Annotated in this window: 21 protein-coding genes; 8 read left to right on the plus strand and 13 right to left on the minus strand. The window is 65.1% G+C overall.

Going from position 1 to position 20,667, the window contains the following annotated elements:
- The first annotated feature begins 80 nt into the window (after nucleotides 1-80).
- From JC616_RS12375 to JC616_RS12395, 5 genes are read left to right on the plus strand one after another with little or no spacing between them, the layout of a single operon-like run.
- On the plus strand, nucleotides 81-1,502 hold the full coding sequence (locus JC616_RS12375; protein ID WP_227103284.1) for an efflux transporter outer membrane subunit: 1,422 nt from the start codon (nucleotides 81-83) through the stop codon (nucleotides 1,500-1,502).
- Entirely contained in the window at nucleotides 1,499-2,014 is a 516-nt protein-coding gene (locus JC616_RS12380; RefSeq protein WP_107798897.1) for a MarR family winged helix-turn-helix transcriptional regulator, read from the plus strand. The genes JC616_RS12375 and JC616_RS12380 overlap by 4 nt, the downstream gene beginning before the upstream one ends.
- Nucleotides 2,001-4,160, plus strand: a complete 2,160-nt coding sequence (locus JC616_RS12385) for an FUSC family protein (RefSeq protein WP_227103286.1) — start codon at nucleotides 2,001-2,003, stop codon at nucleotides 4,158-4,160. The genes JC616_RS12380 and JC616_RS12385 overlap by 14 nt, the downstream gene beginning before the upstream one ends.
- On the plus strand, nucleotides 4,150-4,347 hold the full coding sequence (locus JC616_RS12390; RefSeq protein ID WP_107798895.1) for a DUF1656 domain-containing protein: 198 nt from the start codon (nucleotides 4,150-4,152) through the stop codon (nucleotides 4,345-4,347). The genes JC616_RS12385 and JC616_RS12390 overlap by 11 nt, the downstream gene beginning before the upstream one ends.
- A gap of 43 nt (nucleotides 4,348-4,390) precedes the next feature.
- Nucleotides 4,391-5,248: an efflux RND transporter periplasmic adaptor subunit gene (locus JC616_RS12395; protein WP_227103288.1), complete on the plus strand. Its 858-nt coding sequence runs from the start codon at nucleotides 4,391-4,393 to the stop codon at nucleotides 5,246-5,248.
- Between the two features lie 64 nt (nucleotides 5,249-5,312).
- Here JC616_RS12395 and ypfJ read toward each other — a convergent pair whose 3' ends face one another.
- The 9 genes from ypfJ to JC616_RS12440 all read right to left on the minus strand — a co-directional run bounded on the left by ypfJ (nucleotide 5,313) and on the right by JC616_RS12440 (nucleotide 13,851).
- On the minus strand, nucleotides 5,313-6,176 hold the full coding sequence (ypfJ, locus tag JC616_RS12400; protein WP_227103290.1) for a KPN_02809 family neutral zinc metallopeptidase: 864 nt from the start codon (nucleotides 6,174-6,176) through the stop codon (nucleotides 5,313-5,315).
- A 148-nt stretch (nucleotides 6,177-6,324) separates the two neighbouring features.
- A complete protein-coding gene (locus tag JC616_RS12405; RefSeq protein WP_107798892.1) occupies nucleotides 6,325-6,837 on the minus strand; it encodes a phosphatidylglycerophosphatase A family protein in 513 nt (170 codons plus the stop codon).
- Entirely contained in the window at nucleotides 6,821-7,771 is a 951-nt protein-coding gene (thiL, locus tag JC616_RS12410) for a thiamine-phosphate kinase (protein ID WP_107798891.1), read from the minus strand. Before thiL ends, JC616_RS12405 begins: the two co-directional genes overlap by 17 nt.
- 80 nt (nucleotides 7,772-7,851) lie before the next feature.
- Nucleotides 7,852-8,298, minus strand: a complete 447-nt coding sequence (gene nusB / locus JC616_RS12415; protein ID WP_081547192.1) for a transcription antitermination factor NusB — start codon at nucleotides 8,296-8,298, stop codon at nucleotides 7,852-7,854.
- A 64-nt stretch (nucleotides 8,299-8,362) separates the two neighbouring features.
- Entirely contained in the window at nucleotides 8,363-8,833 is a 471-nt protein-coding gene (gene ribH / locus JC616_RS12420; protein WP_227103292.1) for a 6,7-dimethyl-8-ribityllumazine synthase, read from the minus strand.
- 79 nt (nucleotides 8,834-8,912) lie between these two features.
- Nucleotides 8,913-10,019 carry a bifunctional 3,4-dihydroxy-2-butanone-4-phosphate synthase/GTP cyclohydrolase II gene (gene ribBA / locus JC616_RS12425; RefSeq protein ID WP_227103294.1) on the minus strand — a complete coding sequence of 369 codons (1,107 nt, stop codon included), beginning with the start codon at nucleotides 10,017-10,019 and terminating at the stop codon, nucleotides 8,913-8,915.
- 190 nt (nucleotides 10,020-10,209) lie between these two features.
- Entirely contained in the window at nucleotides 10,210-10,872 is a 663-nt protein-coding gene (locus JC616_RS12430; protein ID WP_227103296.1) for a Dph6-related ATP pyrophosphatase, read from the minus strand.
- Complete coding sequence (locus tag JC616_RS12435) at nucleotides 10,869-11,486, minus strand: riboflavin synthase subunit alpha (protein WP_107798888.1); 618 nt, start codon at nucleotides 11,484-11,486, stop codon at nucleotides 10,869-10,871. Before JC616_RS12435 ends, JC616_RS12430 begins: the two co-directional genes overlap by 4 nt.
- 100 nt (nucleotides 11,487-11,586) lie before the next feature.
- A complete protein-coding gene (locus JC616_RS12440; RefSeq protein ID WP_227103298.1) occupies nucleotides 11,587-13,851 on the minus strand; it encodes a TonB-dependent hemoglobin/transferrin/lactoferrin family receptor in 2,265 nt (754 codons plus the stop codon).
- 112 nt (nucleotides 13,852-13,963) lie between these two features.
- Between JC616_RS12440 and JC616_RS12445 the strand changes: the two genes are divergently transcribed.
- The 3 genes from JC616_RS12445 (at nucleotide 13,964) to JC616_RS12455 (ending at nucleotide 17,202) form a co-directional block, all read left to right on the plus strand.
- Nucleotides 13,964-15,574 (plus strand): peptide chain release factor 3, encoded by a 1,611-nt coding sequence (locus JC616_RS12445; RefSeq protein WP_227103300.1) that lies wholly within the window; start codon nucleotides 13,964-13,966, stop codon nucleotides 15,572-15,574.
- Between the two features lie 20 nt (nucleotides 15,575-15,594).
- Nucleotides 15,595-16,461: a mechanosensitive ion channel domain-containing protein gene (locus JC616_RS12450; RefSeq protein ID WP_227103302.1), complete on the plus strand. Its 867-nt coding sequence runs from the start codon at nucleotides 15,595-15,597 to the stop codon at nucleotides 16,459-16,461.
- Between the two features lie 96 nt (nucleotides 16,462-16,557).
- Nucleotides 16,558-17,202 (plus strand): TetR/AcrR family transcriptional regulator, encoded by a 645-nt coding sequence (locus JC616_RS12455; protein ID WP_107798884.1) that lies wholly within the window; start codon nucleotides 16,558-16,560, stop codon nucleotides 17,200-17,202.
- A gap of 73 nt (nucleotides 17,203-17,275) precedes the next feature.
- Here JC616_RS12455 and aroF read toward each other — a convergent pair whose 3' ends face one another.
- The 4 genes from aroF to pheA form a co-directional block, all read right to left on the minus strand.
- Entirely contained in the window at nucleotides 17,276-18,292 is a 1,017-nt protein-coding gene (gene aroF, locus JC616_RS12460) for a 3-deoxy-7-phosphoheptulonate synthase (RefSeq protein WP_227103304.1), read from the minus strand.
- Nucleotides 18,293-18,314: 22 nt separating this feature from the next.
- Nucleotides 18,315-18,878 carry a hypothetical protein gene (locus JC616_RS12465; RefSeq protein ID WP_199225839.1) on the minus strand — a complete coding sequence of 188 codons (564 nt, stop codon included), beginning with the start codon at nucleotides 18,876-18,878 and terminating at the stop codon, nucleotides 18,315-18,317.
- 18 nt (nucleotides 18,879-18,896) lie between these two features.
- Entirely contained in the window at nucleotides 18,897-19,478 is a 582-nt protein-coding gene (locus tag JC616_RS12470) for an LOG family protein (protein ID WP_227103306.1), read from the minus strand.
- Nucleotides 19,479-19,559: 81 nt separating this feature from the next.
- Nucleotides 19,560-20,633 carry a prephenate dehydratase gene (pheA, locus tag JC616_RS12475; RefSeq protein ID WP_227103307.1) on the minus strand — a complete coding sequence of 358 codons (1,074 nt, stop codon included), beginning with the start codon at nucleotides 20,631-20,633 and terminating at the stop codon, nucleotides 19,560-19,562.
- Between the last annotated feature and the right edge of the window lie 34 nt (nucleotides 20,634-20,667).

Below are 20,667 nucleotides of genomic sequence, written 5' to 3' on the forward strand. Positions count from 1 at the left end.
CGATACCGCATCGATTTTATATTTTACAAATGTAATATCTACAAATAAAATATACACAGATGTAAAACATGGATAGACAGATGAAGCCGTTTTCCGCCACCCTCGCCCTTGCCGGCGCGCTCCTGCTCAGCGCCTGCGCCCAAATGGACGCCGTCAAACCGCAGTCCCAGCTCAAAACGCCGCCCGCCGTGAACGCGCCCTGGGCCGGCATGCCCGCGGCGGCCTGGTGGCGGCAATGGCGGGATCCCCAACTGGAGCGGCTGATCCGCCAGGCCTTGCAGGACAACCCCGGCCTGCGCGGGGCCGAGGCGCGGCTGCGCCAGGCTCAGGCGCTGAGCGAGGTCAGCGCCGCCGCCTCCCAGCCGCAAATCAACGCGCAATGGCAAAGCACCCGGCAGCTGCACGCGGAGAAAAACCTGGTGGCGCCGGCGGGTCACGGCAACTACGACTGGCAGACCCGCGCCGCCGTCAACCTCAGCTACGATCTGGACGCCTGGGGGCGCGAACGCCAGGCGCTGTCCGCCTCGCTGAGCGACGCCCAGATGGCCGCGGCCGACGCCCGGCTAAGCGCGCTGAACCTGGAGAGCGCCATCATCCGCGGCTATCTGCAGCTGGCCGAGCAATATCAGCAGCGAGATCTGGCGGCGGCGGAGCTGGAACAGCAGCAGGCGCTGCTGGACCTCAGCCTGCGCCGCAAGGCCGCCGGGCTGGCCGCCCAGCCGGAGGTGGAACAGCAGCGCGGCAGGCTGCCGGCCGGCCGCGTCCAGCTGGCTCAAATCGACGAACGCATCGCCACCTTGGGCAATCAGCTGGCCGCGCTCAGCGGGCAAGCGCCCGACGCCGGAAACCGGCCGACGCGCCCCGCGCTGCGTCTGGACCAGGCGCTGGACCCGCTCGCCGCGGTGCCGGCCCAATTGCTGGGCCGGCGGCCGGACCTGAGTGCGCAACGCTGGCGGGTGGAGGCCGAGGCCGCGCGCATCAAGGTCGCCCGCGCCGCCTTCTATCCCAATATCAATCTCAGCGCCTTCGCCGGCTATCAGGCGATAGGCTTCGCCGACTTGCTGTCCCCGGCCGCCGCTCTGCGCGGCTTCGCCCCGGCGATCAGCCTGCCGATATTCGAAGGCGGCCGCCTCCGCGGCCAGCTGCGCGCCCAAACCGCCACCTACGATCAGGCGGTGGAAAGCTACAACGCCGCCTTGATCAACGCCCTGAGCGAAACCGCCAGCGCCATCGTCCGCGCCCGCTCCGCGGACCAGCAAAGCCGGCAGGCCGAACAGGCGCTGGACGCAGCCAGCCGCGAACGGGCGCTGGCCGAACAGGCTTACCGCGCCGGCCTCAGCGATCAGAGCGCGGTGCGCCAGCTGCGGCTGAACGAGCTGTCCGCCCGGCAAAAGCGCGCTCAGGCCCAAGCCCAGCGCCTGGACAGCTACGCCGCGCTGATGGCCGCGCTGGGCGGCGGCGTCGAATCCCCCAATCCCATCGTCGGCGGAGAAAACCCATGAGCCACTTCGAAGAAACCCGCAAACGCCTGCTCCGCGTCAAGACCAGAATTCCGGAATTTCCGCTGGCGCTGCTGACCTTGACGCGGCTGAACTACCACGTGCAAAAACGCCTTCAGGACCTGACCAACGCCGCCCTGCGCAAACACGGGCTGACCGAGAGCAGCTATCTGGTGCTGGCGGTGCTCTACGGCTCCGAGCAAGAGACGACGACGCCCGGCTCTCTGGCGGAGACCTGCTCGCAAAAACCGGCCAATATGACCCGCATCTGCAACGACCTGGAAAAGCAGGGCCTGATCCGTCGCGGCGGCCTCAGCGACGATCGCCGCGCGGTCGCCGTCACCCTCAGCGACGCCGGCCGCGAACGCATCCGCAAGCTGCTGCCCGATGTCTGGGGCAACCTGGGCAATACCTTCGCCGGCTTCAGCGCCGAGGAAATGCAGCAGCAGGAACAGTTCTACCTGCGCCAGCTCAGCAATTTGAACCAGGCGGCGCCCAACGATGAGCACGACTAGCCTCGCCGCCCGGCGCCGCTGGCTGGGCCGGGCGCTGCGCGGCGCCGGACAGGACTGGCTGCGGCAGGAGGGCGAGCGCTGGATCTTCATCCTCAAGACGCTGCTGGCCTGCTTCGCCGCGCTGTGGCTAGCCTTCCGCCTGGGCTTCGATTCGCCGGGCACCGCGCTGATCACCGTGCTCATCGTCGGTTCGCCGCAAAGCGGCCTGGTGCTGGAAAAAGGCTTTTACCGGCTCTTGGGCACGCTGGCCGGCTGCGCGGCGGCCTTGATCCTGGTCGGCATGCTGGCCTCGCAGCCGGTCTTGCTGCTGGCGGCGCTGTCGCTCTGGATAGGCCTGTGCGCCGGCTGCGCCACCTTGTACCGCAACTCGCGCTCCTACGGTTTCGTGCTGGCCGGCTACACCGCCTGCATCATCGCGCTGCCGGCCATCGGCCGCCCGCTGACGGTGTTCGACCTGGCGGTGACCCGGGTCTCGGAAATCTCGCTGGGCCTGATCTGCAGCGCGGTGGTCTACGACATCGTGTTTCCGCGCTACCAGGCGGAGCTGGTGGTCAGCAATGTGCGCGGCCGCTATCTACGCTTCATCCTGCTGTGCCAGGACGCGCTGGCGCAGAAGCTGCACGCCAGCGATCTGGAGCAGGCCCAGCTCAAGTTCGCCGCCGACATCGCCGCGCTGGAGGCCGGCCGCGCCACCGCCTTTTTCGAAGCCGGACACGTGCGTTCGCGCAGCAATCAGCTGCACGCCTTCAACGCCACCTTCATGGCCGCGCTGACCACCTTCCACACCCTGCACCGGCAAATGGAGCGGCTGCGCCGCGACGCGGACTCGCCGCTGCCCGGCCTGCTGCTGCCGCTGTTCTCCGAGGTGGCCGCGGTGCTCAGCGGCGTCGACGGCCCGGCGCGCAACGCCGCGGAAGCCCGGGACACCGAGGCGCAGCTGGGCCGGCTCCGCGCCGGCTGGCCGCGCCGCATAGACGCCGCCCGCGCGCTGCTTCCGGGCGGCGAGCGGGCCGAGCACTGGCGGATAGACTTCGACACCGCCACCGAGCTGCTGAGCCGCTTCATCGAGGAAATGCACGCCTTCGTCGGCGTCTACCACGGCTTCGCCAGCAAGACGCCGCAGCAGATCGACGCGCTGGCCGCCTATGTGCCGGGCACGCCGCTGCCGGTGGCCGTCGCCGGCGGCGTGCGCGCGGCGCTGACCCTGGGCACCCTGTCCGTCGCCTGGTATTGGCTGGCCTGGCCCAGCGCGCTGGAGGCGGTGCTGCTGGCCACCGTGCTCTGCGGTCTCGCCGCCTCCTCGCCGCGGCCGGTGCTGATGGTCAAACAATTCCTGACCGGCTTCGCGCTGGGCACGCCGCTGGCCTATGTCAGCCTGTTCTGGCTGCTGAGCGAGGGCAATGGCTTCCCGATACTGATGCTGGGCCTGCTGCCCTTCCTGGCGCTGGGCAGCTATCTGAAATGCCTGCCCAAATACGCCGGCGTCGGCGCCGGCATGACCATCGTGCTGGCCAGCGCCGTCAACCCGCAAAACCCGATGAATTACGACATCGTGGCCTTTCTCAACAACGGCATCGCCCGCATCCTCGGGCTGGCGCTGGCGGCGGCCTTCTTCCAGCTGGTGCTGCCCGAACACACCATGGGTTCGCCGCGCCACATCGCCGCCGCCTTGTGGCGGGAAGCGCGCCGCGCCTGCGACGCCAAGCTGCCCCACTTGAAGCAGCGCTACGAGAACCGCATCCGCGACCTGCTCAATCTGCTGAACACGCTGAGCCCGGCCCAGGCCGAACTGAAACAGGCGATCACCGCCCAGGCCATCACCTTGCTGGAGCTGGGCCTGGCGGTGATCAATCTGCGCGCGCTGACCGCGGAATCGCCGTCGCCGCAGTTGCGCGCCGATCTGGAACACACGGTGGCGCAGCTGGAACGCTATTTCGCCTCGCCGTCGCCGGAACGGCTGCAACAGGCCATCGCCACCATGCGCGCGGCCGGACCGGCGCTGCGCGCCCATCTGGCGCTGGCGGAACCCGAACGCGCCGCGCGCATCCAGCGGGCACTGACCGATCTGCACCTGATCCACACCTCATTGCTGGACGTGGCCGAAGCCGCCGCAACCGCTGCGCAAGGAACTGAGCATGACTCGTGAAATCGCCGTATTCGGCATCCTGATCCCCACCCTGCTGCCGCTGTTCCTGTTCAGCCTGCTGTGCCAGGCCGGGCTGGACTGGCTGCTGGGCCGGGCCGGTCTTTACCGCCGGGTCTGGCACCCGGCCTTGTTCCGTCTCAGCCTGCTGATCTGCGTGTTCAGCGGCCTGGCTCTGCTGCTGTACTGAATACGCCTCCGGCCCACCCCGAACACCCTTCCGGATAATCAATATGCGAATCAACACTCTCATCCGCTACCTGATCACCTTGCTGCTGCTGGCGCTCGCCGTCTGGCTGGGCAAGGCGCTATGGGACCACTACATGCACTCGCCGTGGACCCGCGACGGCCGCGTGCGCGCCGACGTGATCACGCTCTCCGCCGACGTGGCCGGCCTGGTGACCCAGGTGGCGGTCAAGGACAACCAGCCGGTGCGCAAGGGCGACGTGCTCTTCGTCGTCGACCGCAGCCGCTACGCGGCGGCGCTGACCCAGGCCGAGGCCGCGCTGGAGGGGCAGCGCACCGAGAAAAACCGCCGCGGCAAGGAGGCGGCGCGTCGCGACGGCCTGGACAGCGCCGTGGTGTCCGCCGAAAACCGCGAAACCGCGGCCTTCGCCGCCGCCTCGGCCGGCTCCCAATACCAGGCGGCGCTGGCGGCGCGCGATCTGGCCCGGCTCAATCTGGAACGCACCGTGGTGCGCGCCCCGGTGGACGGCTATGTGACCAATCTCAATGTCCATGCCGGCGACTTCGCCGCCGTCGGCGCGCCCAAGCTGGCGCTGATAGACCGCAACTCCTATCGCGTGGAAGGCTATTTCGAGGAAACCAAGCTGCCGATGCTCAAACCCGGCGCCAAGGTGGAGATCACCCTGCTCAGCGGCGGCCCGACCTTGAGCGGCCGCGTCGCCAGCATCGCCCGCGGCATCACCGACCGCGACGCCGGCACCGGCCGCGAACTGCTGGCCGACGTCAATCCCACTTTCAACTGGGTGCGGCTGGCGCAGCGGGTACCGGTGCGCATCGAGCTGGACGCGCTGCCGGCCGGGCAGCTGCTGGTGGCTGGCACCACCTGCACCGTGGTGGTGCGCTAGCTCCGCGACAAGCATGAAAAATGGGGCCGTTGGCCCCATTTTTCATTTCCCCACTGAGCCGCTGTTACAGCCGCCGCGCGCGGAAGGTATCGCACTGCGCCATGTCGCCGCTGTCGAAGCCGCGGCGGAACCAGCGCACCCGCTGCTCGCCGCTGCCGTGAGTGAAGGAGTCCGGCACCACTTCGCGGCCGGCCGAACGCTGCAAGGCGTCGTCGCCTATCCTGGCCGCGGCGGTCAGCGCCGTTTCCAGATCGCCCGGCTCCAGAATCCTCCTCGCCTGATCGGCGTGATGCCCCCATACCCCGGCCAGGCAATCCGCCTGCAACTCCTGCCGCACCGACAAGGCATTGGCCCGACTCTCGCTGCTGCGCGCCATTTCCTCGTCCACCTTGGCGGAAATGCCGAGCTGATGCTGGACATGGTGGCCGACTTCATGCGCGATCACATACGCTTGGGCGAATTCGCCCGGCGCGCCCAACTCTCGGCCCAGGGTCTGGAAGAAAGACAGATCGATGTAGATTTTCTCGTCGCCGGGGCAATAGAAGGGACCGATGGCCGCGTCGCCGCGGCCGCAAGCCGTCGGCGTCGCGCCGGTGAACATCACCAGCTTGGGCGGCCGGTAACGCTCGCCTTGCGCCTGGAGCAAGGGCCGCCACACGTCTTCGGTGTCCGCCAGCATCACGCGGATGAACTTGGCGTCGCGGTCGTCCGGCGCGCTGGCCCTGGCCGGCGCCTGCTGTTCGGCCGCCGGCTCCATCTCGCTGATCAGATTGATCACCGTTATCGGATTGACGTCGAACACCAGCCAGGCCACCAGGCCGATCAAGACCGCGCCGATGCCGAACGCCCCGCCGCCGCCGCCGCCCCCGCCGCGTTCGCCGCGGCGGTCTTCCACATTATCGCTTTCCCGGTTCCCATCCCAACGCATGCCTACCCCCCCAAGTCCATTCTCGCCCGCTCAGGCCGCTTCGCCGCGGAGCCTTAGAACAAGGACATCAAAAAGTCCCGCATGCTACGCGTTTGACTTGAAACCGGCCAGACCCGCCCGGCGAACGCAGCGGACCTTGAACCCGTTCTTACAGCAGGCGCCAAATGCCCCACTGCACCGCCAGCGCGAACAAGGCCGCCAGCAAATCGTCCACCATCACGCCGAAACCGCCGCCCACATGACGGTCCAGCCAGCGGATAGGCCAGGGCTTGAGAATGTCGAAAAAGCGGAACAAGACAAAGGCCAGCAACCAGGCCAAGGGCGTGGCCGGCGCGAAGGCCAGCACCAGCAGCATGGCGACGATCTCGTCCCAGACGATGCCGCCGTAATCGTGCACGCCCAGCGCCCGGCCGCTGTAGCCGCAGATCCAGATCCCGGCGATGAACAGCGGCAGGCACAGCGCCGCCAGCGCCAGTCCCTGCACCCCCAGCGCGTTCAGCACAAAGAACAAGGGATAGGCGGCCACCGTGCCCCAGGTGCCGGGCGCTTTGCGCGCCAGGCCGCTACCGAAGCCGAAGGCCAGGAAATGGGCGGGATGGCTCAGGACGAAGCGCCAGTCCGGCTGCAGTTTCAGGGTTTCGGTCTCATTTGAAATGGTCATAGCCGGTGCTTTCCAGTTGAATGATGTTGCCCTCGCCGTCCAGCAGGCTGACGCCCTGGCCGGCAACGATGCGGCCGATGCGGCTGAGACGGCAGCCCGCCGTCGCGGCGCAGGCCTCGATCTGCGCCCGGCGCTCGGCCGGCGCGGTGAATACCAGTTCGTAATCGTCGCCGCCCGCGGCCAGGCAATCCAGCCATTGCCCGCGCGCGGCCTCCGCCAGCGGGTGGGACGGCAAGGCCTCGGCCCAGACTTCCGCGCCCACCCGGGAGGCGGCGGCGATATGGCCGAGATCCGACAGCAGGCCGTCGGACACGTCGGCGGCGGCGTGCGCCAAGGGCAGCAAAGCCCGCCCCAGGGCAATGCGCGGCTCCGGGTATTCCAGCTTGCGCCAGGCCGCCTCGCGCAAACCGTCCGGCAAGGGCGCGAGCTTGCCCAGCCGGCTGCGCACCGCCATCGCGCCCAGACCCAGCTCGCCGCTGACCCAGACATCGTCGCCCGCGCGGGCGGCGGCGCGGCGCAGCGCCTGACCGCCCGGCGTCTCCCCGCCCACGGTCACCGACAGCGTCAAGGGGCCGCGCGTGGTGTCGCCGCCTATCACGTCAACGCCGTAACGCTCCGCCAATGCGAAGAATCCTTGGGAAAACCCGGCGGCCCAGGCCTCGTCCATCGCCGGCAAGGCCAGCGACAGCACCACCCAGCGCGGCGCGGCGCCCATTGCCGCCATATCGGACAAGTTCACCGCCAGCGTCTTATGGCCCAAGGCCTCCGGCGCGACGTCGGCGAAGAAATGCCGCCCTTCCACCAGCATGTCCACCGAGACATGCAGATCGCAGCCCGGCGTCGGCCGCAGGATGGCGGCGTCGTCGCCGACGCCCAGGACCGCGCCGCCGGCCGGCCGCGTGAAATAACGGCGGATCAATTCAAATTCATTCATCACGATCTTTCTGCCCGGCCGATATGAAAACACCCGCGGCAGCGGGTGTGTTCTGGTCTGACGGCGCCGGCGACAAGGCCTTAGTTCTGACGACGCGCCTTCTGCGACGCCACTTCGTCGGCGCGCACTTCGGCGGCCAGCTTGTCCAGCACGCCGTTGACGAACTTATGACCGTCGGTGCCGCCGAAGGTCTTGGTGATTTCAATGGCTTCGTTGATGATCACCGGATACGGGGTTTCCGGATGCTGGGTCAGTTCCAGCGCGGCCATCAACAGCACGGCGCGTTCCACCGGGCTGACTTCGTCTTCGGCGCGTTCGTAATAGTGGCCGATCTGCTTGGACAGCGCGCCCACGTCTTTCAGCACGCCGTACAGGATTTCGCGGAACAGGGCTTCATCGGCCTTGGCGAAGTATTCATTCTCGCGCAGATGCTTTTCGATCAGGGAGGCCGGACGATCCGGGTTCAGCTCCCATTCGTAAATGCCTTGGATGGCAAATTCGCGGGCGCGGCGGCGAGCGGTTTTCATAGAGGTTCCTTGTAAAGAGCGGTGAGCCGGGCACGCCCGGCTCCGGTATCTTGGCGGGAGCCGATCAGCCGCGCTGGATGCGCTTGCGCAGATTCGCCATCTCCACCGCCACGGCAGCGGCCTCGCGGCCTTTGACTTCCATGCGCACTTCGGCCTGCTCGTCGGTTTCGGTGGTCAGAATCGCGTTGGCGATCGGGATGTCGAAGTCCAGGCCGACGCGGGTCACGCCCGCGCCGGATTCGTTCGACACCAGTTCGAAATGGTAGGTTTCGCCGCGGATCACCGCTCCAAGCGCCACCAGCGCGTCGAAGCGGCCGCTCTTGGCCATGGTCTGCAACACCAGCGGCGCTTCCAGCGCGCCCGGCACCGTGGCCAGGGTCACGTCCTCGGCGACCACGCCCAGCCGGGCCAGCTCGCCCAAGCAGGCGTCGCGCAAGCCTTCGCAAACCGGGGTGTTGAAACGCGACATCACAACGCCGATTTTCAGGCCCTTGCCCGTCAGATCGGGTTCTATACGCTGGATAGCTTGAAGCATCTTGTTCCTCGCGGCGGAATCACTACGGAAAACCGGAGATTCTACCTCAATCCCCGGGCCTTAGCCATTGCGCAGCCGCTCATTCTTCATCCACGTGGAAGGCGCTCGGCTGGCAAAAGCCGGTCACTTCCAGGTCAAAACCGGTCATAGACGGCAGGCTGACCGGAGCGGTCATCAGCTTCATCTTGCCCACGCCCAGCGCCTTGAGCATTTGCGCGCCGATGCCGAAGGTCTTGCTGTCCCAACGCTGCTTCTGCTGCTCCTGGCCCAGCGCGCGCTGCGCCAGCGCCTCGCCGGTTTCGTCGCGATACAAGAGCACCACCACGCCGTGACCGGCCTCCTCGATCATTTCCAAGGCATTGGGCACGGTCCAGGAGTGCTGGCTGCACAAGGGCGCCAGCACGTCGATCACCGACAAGGGCTCGTGCACGCGCACCAGGGTTTCGCGCTGCGCCTGGATCTCGCCCTTGACCAGGGCCAGATGGGTGGCGCGGGTGGTGATGTCGCGGAACACGTGCAGCTCGAATGCGCCGAACGGCGTATCCACCGGCCGCTGGCCCACTTTTTCCACCAGCGATTCGGTGCGGCTGCGGTACTGGATCAGGTCGGCGATGGTGCCCACCTTCAAACCGTGCTCGCCGGCGAACTCCACCAGTTCCGGCAAGCGCGCCATGGTGCCGTCGTCGTTCATGATTTCGCAGATCACGCCGGCCGGCTCCAGGCCGGCCAGCATCGCCAGATCGCAACCGGCCTCGGTGTGGCCGGCGCGGATCAGCACGCCGCCTTTTTGCGCCTTCAGCGGGAAGATGTGGCCCGGCTGCACCAGGTCCGCCGGCTTGGCCAGCCGCGCCACCGCGACCTGCACGGTGCGAGCGCGGTCCGCGGCGGAAATGCCAGTGGTCACGCCTTCGGCAGCTTCGATGGACACAGTGAAGTTGGTGCTGTACGGAGTGCCGTTATTGCTGACCATCAGCGGCAGGTTCAATTGCTGGCAACGCTCCTCGGTCAAGGTCAGACAGATCAGCCCGCGGCCGTGCTTGGCCATGAAGTTGATCGCCTCCGGGGTGACGAACTCCGCCGCCATCACCAGATCGCCTTCGTTCTCGCGGTCTTCGGCGTCCACCAGCACCACCATCTTGCCGGCCTTGATGTCGGCGATAACGTCCTGAATCGGGGAAATAGTCATACCGTCTTCCTTCGTAAGCACTTGTTTTTGGCGCGGGCCGCCGCCCGCCTGAATTCATTATCAGTACCTGTTCAAAGTCTCGCGGGCCAAGGCGAAAACAACTGAAGCGCGTATACGGCGCATCCGCATTCTGCAGCGCTAACTCGCCGTGCCGCGCCCTCGCGAAGCGCAACAGACTTTGAACAGTTTCTCAGCCGGGCAACAGGTCCAGGCTGACATAATCTCCATGGCGATGGATGTCGCCGTCGCGCAAACGCAAGGGCCGCGCGAACAAGGGCCCGTCCGTCGCCAATGTGTGAAACTCGCCGGCCTCGGCGCAAGGGTCCAAACCTTCCGCCAACATCCGGTCCACCACCTCGCGGCTCAACTCGCGACCCAGCCACTCTTCGCTCGCCAGCCGGGTGTTCACCACCACGATGCGGGCGCGAAAGCCCGCGTCGATGAATTCGCGCACCAGCTCGGCGCGCGGCTGCTGCCACAACGGCAGCCAAGCTTGCAGGCCGGCGGCGGCGCAAACCTTCTCCTCCCACTCGCGATGGGCGTCCAGATCGATGTCGCCGAACACCGCGGCCTCGCAGCCGTCGGCGCGCGCCTCCTCCAGCCGGGCGATGAACTCGGCCTCATAACCGTCCCAGCTCGCGCGGCCCACCCGCAAGGGCAGGCCCAGCGCCGCGGCTTGCAGCGCCAGCACTTCCGGACGCACCCCATGCGAGCGCGAGCGCCGGCCATCCTCGTCCATCATGGTCAGCAAGGCCTGCGGGCTGGCGCCGGCGCTCACCGCTCGCCACAAGGCCAGGCAAGAATCCTTGCCGCCGCTCCAGGAGGCCAGCACGCGCCGGCCGGCTCTGTTCACTCAGCGGCTCCGCGCTGGGCCAGCACCCGTTCCACCGTTTCCACGATGGCCTGGGTTTGCGGGTCCACTTCGATATTGATCAGATCGCCCACTTTGCGCGACTTGATGATGGTGCGCTCCAGGGTTTCCGGAATCAGATGCACGCAGAAACGGTTGTCCGTCACCTCGCCTATGGTCAGGCTGATGCCGTCAATACCGATATAGCCCTTGGCGAACACGTATTTGATGTGTTCCGCCGGCAATTCGAACCAGACGGTGCGATTATTGGGCAGATCGATCACTCGGGACACCTTGGCCAGGCACAAGATATGGCCGGACATCGCGTGGCCGCCGATTTCATCGCCGAAACGCGCGGCGCGCTCGATATTGACCAGGTCGCCCGCTTGCAGCAGGCCAAGATTGGTGACGCGCAGGGTTTCGCGCATCAGGTCGAAGGAAACTTGATCGCCGTTGATGGCGGTGACGGTAAGGCAGCAGCCGTTGTGGGCCACCGAGGCGCCCAGTTCCAGACCGGGCAACAGCGCGTCGGGCAAGCGCAGCGTATGAGTGCGGAAGTCCTGCTTCTCCGTGATGGCGATCACTTCCGCCACCCCTTGGACGATACCGGTAAACACGAAGACGCTCCTTTGCTAGGGATTCGGAGCGCCATTGTAACGCAAGGAGGGGCGCGCGGCCCCTCCTGGTCTTAAATCGGACTCAAGCTTTTTCCCGGCATTAGAAACGCCAGGACACGCTGGTGCGGATTGCGCGTCCCATGCCCTCGGCGCCCTCGGTCAGATAGGGTGTGTACTCTCGATTGTACAAATTATCCACCGCAGCCCGCACTTCGACGCCCTTAAGCCTGCCCGTCGGCTGCCAGCTGGCAAACAGTCCCGCCAAGGCGTAGCCATGTTGCGGGGCAAAGCCGTACATTACCTCTGGATTAACCGCTTGCGGAACCCTATCTTGAGCGCGAACAAACTTGCCCTGCCCGCCCACGGTAAGCCCCAGTTTCCGGAAGGTGTGTCCGAAAGTCAGCACCGCCTTGCGCGGGGGAATTTGCACCATAGGCTCGGACTTGCCCCAGGGGTCACGCAGGCTGTGCGCATGCTGCCCCGTCATCGCCGACAAGGAGAGGCTGCCGAACCAGCCGCGCCACTGATAGTGGCTTTCCAACTCAAAGCCCTGAATGACATAACCCGGCAGGTTTCGGTAAAACCCCGTGCCTTTCGGCGGCTCGACACCTGGCGCGTCGCCCGTCCGCTGATTGCCCAGGCGCATCCAAATATTGTCATGCACGTTTTGCTGGAACCAGGCCAAAGAGGTAGATAGCCGGTCACCGCCCGCCAGCACGCTCTCTCCATCAAAGCTTACCCCCAGACGCAAAGCATCCAGCGTTTCGGGCTTCAGTTGACGACTTGTGCCTGACAGCTGGGAGCGCCAGGTCTGAACGTGGTAGACCTCGTCCACATTAGGCGCTCGCCAAGTATGGGCATAAGCCGCATCCACCGTCCAACTGGGCGCGAACTGCCAGGCCAACGCCAGACGCGGCGACCAGCCGGCATAACTCACCGGTCGGTAATCGTGCCCAGCCGATGCGTCGTTATAAATGGGAGCAAGATTGGGACGCCCTTGCAGTTCTACATGGTCATAACGCAGCGACGGCGCGATCTTCAGCCCCTCCAATGGTCTCCACTCATGCACCCAGTACGCGGAACGCATGGTCTCCTTGCCCTTGGAGGCGCCATATGGATTGATCCAACCGTAGTTGTAGTCCGCGTTTTTGGCCTGAGGCGCCAGATAGGATAAGGGATCCCAATCTTTCTGCGACCAACTCACCCCCGTGGTAATCGTTTGACTTGCCCAGCCCTCCCCTATGCTGGCGACATTACGAAACTCTAGCGTCTTGTCGCGTTGCGTCACCCAACTTTCCTGGCCGTAAGAATTACGGAAATCAACCTTCCACGCACTTTCCGGACGGCGGTCATGCTGGAAACGCCGGGATTGACTATAAGTCAGTTGCCAATCCAGCCACGATACGTCTGGGCTGGCATAGCGCCACTCGGCGCTCACAGAGTCAACATCCTGCTCACGCCATACCGTTTTCTTCAGCCAAGCTTCTTCCAAACCCAGCTTTTGGATTTCCCATTCGGTAGGTGCGGGGATGTCGCCTCCACGCGCAGCCCATGGCGTTCTCAATTGCTCGCTTTGCTGCACAAAGCCCAGCTTGAACTGGTGCCCGGTCGCCGGCCTCCATGTCAACTTCAGCATCCCGGAACGTTGGGAGCCCCCCGAGAAATGATAGGTGCGGCCATTGGCCTGCTCGCCATCGCCGCCACGGCTGTGCGTGATGTAAGCCAGCAAATCCAGCGGCTTGCCGGCTCCGCCGGCATAAGCGGCCAAAGACTGGCCAAAGCGATGGCCGTTATCTTGATAAGACAGCTTGGAGAAGCCGCCCACCGACTTACCCGGCAGCAGCAACTCGCTTACTGTTTTGGTTTCCGCCTTGACCACGCCCCCAAACGCGCCGTTGCCGTAGAACGGAGAATGCCCGCCTTTCAACACCTCTACCGAACCCAACAGTTCAGGGTCCACAAATGATGTGCCCTGTTGGTATTTATCAAAATTCTGAGCGGTGCCATCCAGTGTTACCGGGACATGCTCAACCGCATCGAAGCCCCAGACATTGATGGTCTGCCCTCCGGGGCGCTGCGAGCCGCCGGCGTTGACGCCGGGCAGAGCGTCCAGCACTTCGGCCAGCGAACGGGCTTGCGGTCGCTCGATTTCTTCGCGGTCCAGCTTATTGCTGCCCACCCGCGCCTGCGGACCGTCGGCGGTAACGTGGACGGTGTCCAGGCGCGCCGGCGCCTCGGCGGCCCAGACGCCGGGCGCGGCCAGGCAGGCCAGGCTGAGCACGAGCGCCTTGGGGCGGAAACGCGGCGGATTTTGAGCGAGGGAAATGGAATCGGGGCAAGACGAGAAAAGGTAGCAGCCAGGCATCACGGTTTTGTTATATTAATGATAATCATTCTCAATATTAACATAAAACTTCCACCTTAAGGCAAGTCCGGTAAAATAGCCGGCTTTATCGAATTCCAATACAAGCATCCCCATGTCCGCCGAACTCGCCCGCATCGCCGAAGAAGTGTCCCACCGCCGCACCTTCGCCATCATTTCCCACCCTGACGCCGGTAAGACCACGCTGACCGAAAAGCTGCTGCTGTTCTCCGGCGCCATCCAGATGGCCGGCACCGTCAAGGGCAAGAAAGGCGGCAAGTTCGCCACCTCCGACTGGATGGAGATCGAGAAGCAGCGCGGCATCTCGGTGGCGTCCTCGGTGATGCAGTTCGAATACCGCGACCACACCGTCAACCTGCTGGACACCCCGGGCCACCAGGACTTCTCCGAAGACACCTACCGCGTGCTGACGGCGGTGGACAGCGCCCTGATGGTGATAGACGCGGCCAAGGGCGTGGAGGAGCAGACCATCAAGCTGCTGAACGTCTGCCGCCTGCGCAGCACGCCCATCGTCACCTTCATGAACAAATACGACCGCGAGGTGCGCGACAGCCTGGAGCTGCTGGACGAGGTGGAAAACGTGCTGAAGATCCGCTGCGCGCCCATCACCTGGCCCATCGGCATGGGCAAGGCTTTCCGCGGCGTTTACAGCCTGTTGAACGATGAAGTCATCCTGTTCGAACCGGGCGCGGAAAAACTGATCACCGACGTGGAAGTGATCAAGGGCATAGACAATCCCCGCCTGGACCAGCTGTTCCCGCTGGAAATGGAACAACTGCGCATGGAGATCGAGCTGGTCAAGGGCGCGTCCAACGAGTGGAATCTGGACCAATTCCTGGCCGGCGAACTGACACCGGTGTTCTTCGGCTCCGCCATCAACAACTTCGGCGTGCGCGAAATCCTGGACGCGCTGATCAACTGGGCGCCGGCGCCGCAGCTGCGGGACGCCACCGTGCGCGATGTCGCGCCCACCGAAGGCAAATTCTCCGGCTTCGTGTTCAAGATCCAGGCCAATATGGATCCCAAGCACCGCGACCGCATCGCCTTCCTGCGCGTGTGTTCCGGCCAGTTCGAGCGCGGCATGAAGATGAAGCATCTGCGCCTGAACCGCGACATCGCCGCCTCCAGCGTGGTGACCTTCATGTCCCACGACCGCGAGATCGTAGAAGAAGCGTTTGCCGGCGACATCATCGGCATCCCCAACCACGGCAATATCCAGATCGGCGACAGCTTCTCCGAAGGCGAGGAACTGACCTTTACCGGCATTCCCTTCTTCGCGCCGGAACTGTTTCGCGGCGTGCGCATCAAAAACCCTTTGAAGCTGAAACAGTTGCAGAAAGGCTTGCAGCAACTGGGCGAGGAAGGCGCGGTGCAAGTATTCAAGCCGCACAGCGGCGGCGACCTGATTCTGGGCGCGGTGGGCGTGCTGCAGTTTGAAGTGGTGGCCTCGCGCCTGGCCGCCGAATACGGCGTGGACGCGATGTTCGAATCCGCCAGCATCTGGTCCGCGCGCTGGTTCAGCTGCGAGGACCGCAAGAAGCTGGACGAATTCGTCAAGGCGCTGCAGATCAACATCGCCACCGACGCCGGCGGCAACCTCGCCTACCTGGCCCCCAACCGCGTCAACCTGCAACTGACCCAGGAACGCTGGCCGGACATCGTATTCCACGAAACCCGCGAACACGCGGTCAAACTCAACGACTGAAGCTGAAACCGACGCCCGACATGGAGCCCAAGGCCACCCTATTCGACTTGATAGGCTATCTGCGCGACAACTACTCGCACGAGATAGCGCGCTCGCTGATCCTGATCGCCGCCCTGCTGATCATCCGCCTGGTGATGGACCGGCTGCTGGCGGCCAACAACAGCATAGCGATCGAGTCGAAACGGCGCTGGTCGGTGAACACCCGCAACATCCTGTTCATCTCCGGCCTGGCGGGCATCGGCCTGATCTGGGCCAGCGAGCTGCAAACCATCGCGGTGTCGATGCTGGCCTTCGCCGCCGCGCTGATCCTGGCCACCAAGGAACTGATCATGTGCCTGTCCGGCGGCCTGGTGCGCCAGACCTCCAACAGCTACAGCCTGGGCGACCACATCGAAGTGGGCGCGGTGCGCGGCCGGGTGGTGGACATCGGCCTGCTGTCCACCACGGTGATGGAGATCGGACCCAATCACAGCTCGCACCAGATGACCGGGCGCGCGCTGACCTTCCCCAACAGCCTGCTGCTGTCCACGCCGGTGATCCGCGAAAACTATATGGGCGACTATGTGATGCACATCGTCAACGTGCCCATGGCCTACACCGTGCCGCCCATCCGCGCCGAACGCCTCTTGATGGCGGCGGCGGAAGAATCCTGCCAACCCCACCTGGAAGTGGCGCGTCAGCACATGGAAGACATGGCCAAACGCAATCTGGTGGACATCCCGTCGGTGGAGCCGCGCATCGCCTTGCAGCCGGTGGATGAAAAACGCTATCAGTTGATCTTGCGCATCGCCATTCCGGCCCGAGACCGGCATCGTATCGAACAAACCATCCTGCACAGTTTTCTGGCGCAATGCTTTCCGGAGCAGAACGACGCCGCCCAGGCCTGAAGCGAAGGCGTATCGCGCGCAAATAATTAGAGCAAGAACTCCAAATTTGCGTTAGAATGGCGCATCGCGAATGTCATTGAACAGCCCAAGCGCATCATGAGCAAAAACAGAATCAAAACCTACGACCGCATCATCCAGGAGAGCCTCAAGCTGTTCAACGAACAGGGCGAGCGCAGCATCACCACCAATCACATCGCCGCGCATCTGGGCATCAGTCCGGGCAATCTGTACTACCACTTCCGCAACAAGGAAGAAATCGTCTACCAGATCTTCCTGATGTACCGCGAGTTCATCAACCAGCGTCTGGCGGTGCCGGAAAACCGCGAAATGACGGTGGACGATCTGGTCAACTACCTGGACACCGCCTTCCTGGCGATGTGGCAGTTCCGCTTCATGTTCTACGACCTGCCGGGCATGCTGGCGCGCAACCCTCAGATGCAGTCGGAGTACCACCAGTTCGTCAACACCGAGCTGAAAAACATCCTGGCCGAGCACTTTCGCGAATTCATCCGCCTGGGCCTGCTGGAAATGGACGAGGAAGACATCGAACCGGTCAGCATCAATATCTGGCTGGTGGTGAAGTTCTGGTTCGCCTTTGAACAGACCGCGCGCCCCAAGGCGCCGATCACCGAGGAATCCGGCCACCGCGGCGTGCTGCAGGTGCTGGCCCTGCTCAAGCCCTATGTGCAGGATCAGTATATGGGCGCCTTCCAGGCGCTGTGCGAGCGCCACAAAGTGTGACGCCCCGCCTCCGCGAAAAGAGCAAAGCCGCGTAATCGCGGCTTTTTTCATGCGTCGGCGCTTCTAAAGCGGATTACAGGCTACGCCCCAAGGCCGCCGCCAAGGGCCGCAATTCCGCCATCAGGGCGGCCAAACCGTCCGGCGTCAAGGCCTGATCGGCCTCGCACAAGGCGGCTTCCGGCTGCGGATGCATGTCCAGCAGCAAGCCGTCCGCGCCGGCGGCCAGGGCCGCCTTGGCCAGAGCGGGCACCAGCCAGGCTTTGCCGGCGGCGTGGCTGGGATCGACGATCACCGGCAAATGGGTCTCGCGCTTGAGCAGGGGGATCGCGCTGACGTCCAGCATGGCACGGTAGGCCGGCTCGAAGCTGCGAATGCCGCGCTCGCAGAACACAATGTTGTGGTTGCCGCCGGCGGCGATGTATTCGGCCGCCATCAGCCAGTCACCCAAGGTCGCGGCGACGCCGCGCTTGAGGATGACCGGTTTGTTCAAACGTCCCACTTCCTTCAACAACTCCACGTTCTGCATGCTGCGCGAGCCGATCTGGATGATGTCCACGCCCTGCTCCAGAAACACATCCAGCATGCGCACGTCGGCCAATTCGGACACCACCGGCAAACCTTCGGCGCGGCCGGCGGCGATCAACTGCTCGATGCCCTCCACGCCCAAGCCCTGGAAACCGTAAGGGCTGGGATGCTGCTTGAACACCCCGCCGTGCAGCAGCCGGCAGCCGGCGGCCCGCGCCGCGGTCGCGGCCTGAGCGATTTGCGACGCCGACTCCACGGCCGACGGACCGGCGATCACCTGCAAGGCCTCGCCGCCGAAAGCCAGGCCTCGCGCCTGCACCACGCTGTTCTGCGGATGGGTTTCCCGCGACACGATGCGGTATTCCCGCACCACTCGCATCGCCCGCTCCACGCCAGGCATGGATTCAAACATTTCCGGCGACAGGCTGCGCTCGTCGCCCACCGCGCCGATGATGGTGCGTTCCGCGCCGCGCGACACATGCTCGCTGAGTCCCGCCCCGCGGATCTTGGCCACCACGGCCGCCACTTCGCTTTCCGGCGCCTGCCGGTTCATGATGATGATCATCCGCTACCCCGTTCAAAACCCTTCATCGCCGCCAGCGCCGGGCCAAACGCCGTCCCAGCCGCGACCAGAACGACGGACGCTGCGCGCCGCGCCGGAAAAAGCCGGCCAGCGCATGCGCCAGCCGCCACGGCGCCGAAGCATGCAAGCGTTCGAAAATGCGCCCGCGCCAGTAAACGAAGCCATTATACAGCCGCAGGAACCAGGCCACCCGCATCAGCGCAGGCCGGGTCAGCGCAAACAGCCGCGCCGCCAGCGCGGTGCCGCCCAGCTTGGCCAGCAGAATGATCAGCAAGCCCAGCAGCGCGTGGCCGCGTCCGATCAGGAACAGCGCCGCCAGCTTGACCGGCAGCAGCAAGGCGGCCGGCAAGGCGAACATCGCCAAGGCCGCCCACGGCGGCAAGGCGGCGATGCGCCGCTCCAGCGCCGCCAGCGGCGGCCAGGTCGCCAAGCGTCCCAGCGCCGCGGACAACTCGTCCCAGGCGTATTCCTCGAACAGGATGATCAAGGCCGCCAGCAAGGCCGGCGGCCAGGTCAACACCCGTTTCAGCCGGCGCCAGCCCAGCGCCGCCGTTTCCCTTGCGCGCATCTCGGTTTCAGCGCCGGCTCAGGCCTTGGCCAGGTCCAGCCACTTGGCCACCTCTTGCGGCCGGTAGGCGCGCATCTCCGTCAGCAGCGTGGGCAGGTCCTCGCTGATGCGGAACAGGTCCATATTGCCGGGGCGGGCGAAGCCTTCGGCCACCGCGTGCTCCATCATCCGGTGCAAGGGCTGGTAATAGCCGGCGGCGTCGAGCAGGCCCACCGGCTTGCCGTGCAAGGACAGCTGGCCCCAGGTCAGGATCTCGAACAATTCGTCGAAGGTGCCGAAGCCGCCCGGCAAGGCGATGAAGCCGTCGGACAACTCCGCCATCAGCGCCTTGCGCTGATGCATGGTTTCGGTGACATGAATCTCCGTCAGGCCGGTATGCGCCACTTCCTTGGCCTTGAGAAACTCCGGAATCACGCCGACGACCTTGCCGCCGGCCGCCAGCGCGGCGTCCGCCGCCACGCCCATCAGGCCGACCTTGCCGGCGCCGTAAACCAGGGTCACGCCCTGCTCGGCCAAGGTGCGGCCAAAATCGCGCGCGGCCGCTTCGTATTCGGGCTTGGCGCCCTTATTGGAGCCGCAAAACAGACAGATGGCTTTCATTTTTATTTTTCCCCTATTGAAACATCAGCGTCAAAAACACAACGGGCCGCTGCGCGGCCCGCTTGCATCCCCCTCCGGCGCTCAAAGCACCGCGAGCGGATAAGAACCCAATACCTTGACGAAGGAAGTGCACTCGGCGAGGCCGGCCAAGGCCTGGCGCACATTGGCGTCGTCTCTATGCCCCTCCATATCGATGAAGAACACATAGTCCCACAGCCCGGCCCGCGAAGGCCGCGACTCGAACTTGCTCATGGACACGCCATTGCCGGCGATGGGCGCCAGCAGATGGTGCACCGCGCCTGGGCGGTTGGGCGCGGACACCACGACCGAAGTCTTGTCCTGACCGGTCACGCCCACGTCCTGCAGCCCCAGCACCAGGAAACGAGTGGTGTTGTTGGGCTCGTCCTCGATATTGGACGCCAGCTTCAGCAAAGCGTAGCGCTCGGCCGCGGCCTGACCGGCGATCGCCGCCGCGCCCTCGTCTTCGGCCGCCAGGCGCGCCGCTTCGGCGTTGCTGGCCACCGACACCCGCTCCACCGCCTCCGGCAGATTCTTGTTCAGCCACTCGTGACACTGCGCCAGCGCCTGGGCGTGGGCGTACACGCGGCGGATGCCATCCAGGCCCTCCACCTTGCGCAGCAAATGGTGATGGATGCGCAGCACCACTTCGCCGCAAATCTTCAGCGGGCTGGTCACCATCAGGTCCAACGTGCGGCCCACCGCGCCTTCGGTGGAGTTTTCCACCGGCGCCACCACGTAATCCAGGCCGCGCGACTCCACCAGGCGGAAGGCCTCGTCGATCGAGCTACAGGCCACGGTGCGCGCCGCGTGGCCGAAATGCTTGAGCGTGGCCAGCTGGCTGAACGTGCCTTCCGGCCCCAGATAGGCGATGGACAAGGGCTTTTCCAGCGCCAGGCATTCGGACATCACCTCGCGGAACAAGCGCGCCACCGACTCGCCCGGCAAGGGGCCGGGATTCAGTTCTTTGACGCGGCGCAGCACCTGCGCCTCGCGCTCGGGCCGATAAATGATGCCGCCGCCCTTGATCTCGCCGATTTCGCGCGCATGGGTGGCGCGCTGGTTCAGCAGATTGAGGATTTCCACATCGATGTTGTCGATGGCGTCGCGGTGCTGTTTAAGTAAATGTTCCGACACGGCTTCCAGTCTTTCTCTATTGCACACATCCTGT

The sequence above is a fragment of the Chromobacterium rhizoryzae genome, from assembly GCF_020544465.1.
Lineage (GTDB): Bacteria > Pseudomonadota > Gammaproteobacteria > Burkholderiales > Chromobacteriaceae > Chromobacterium.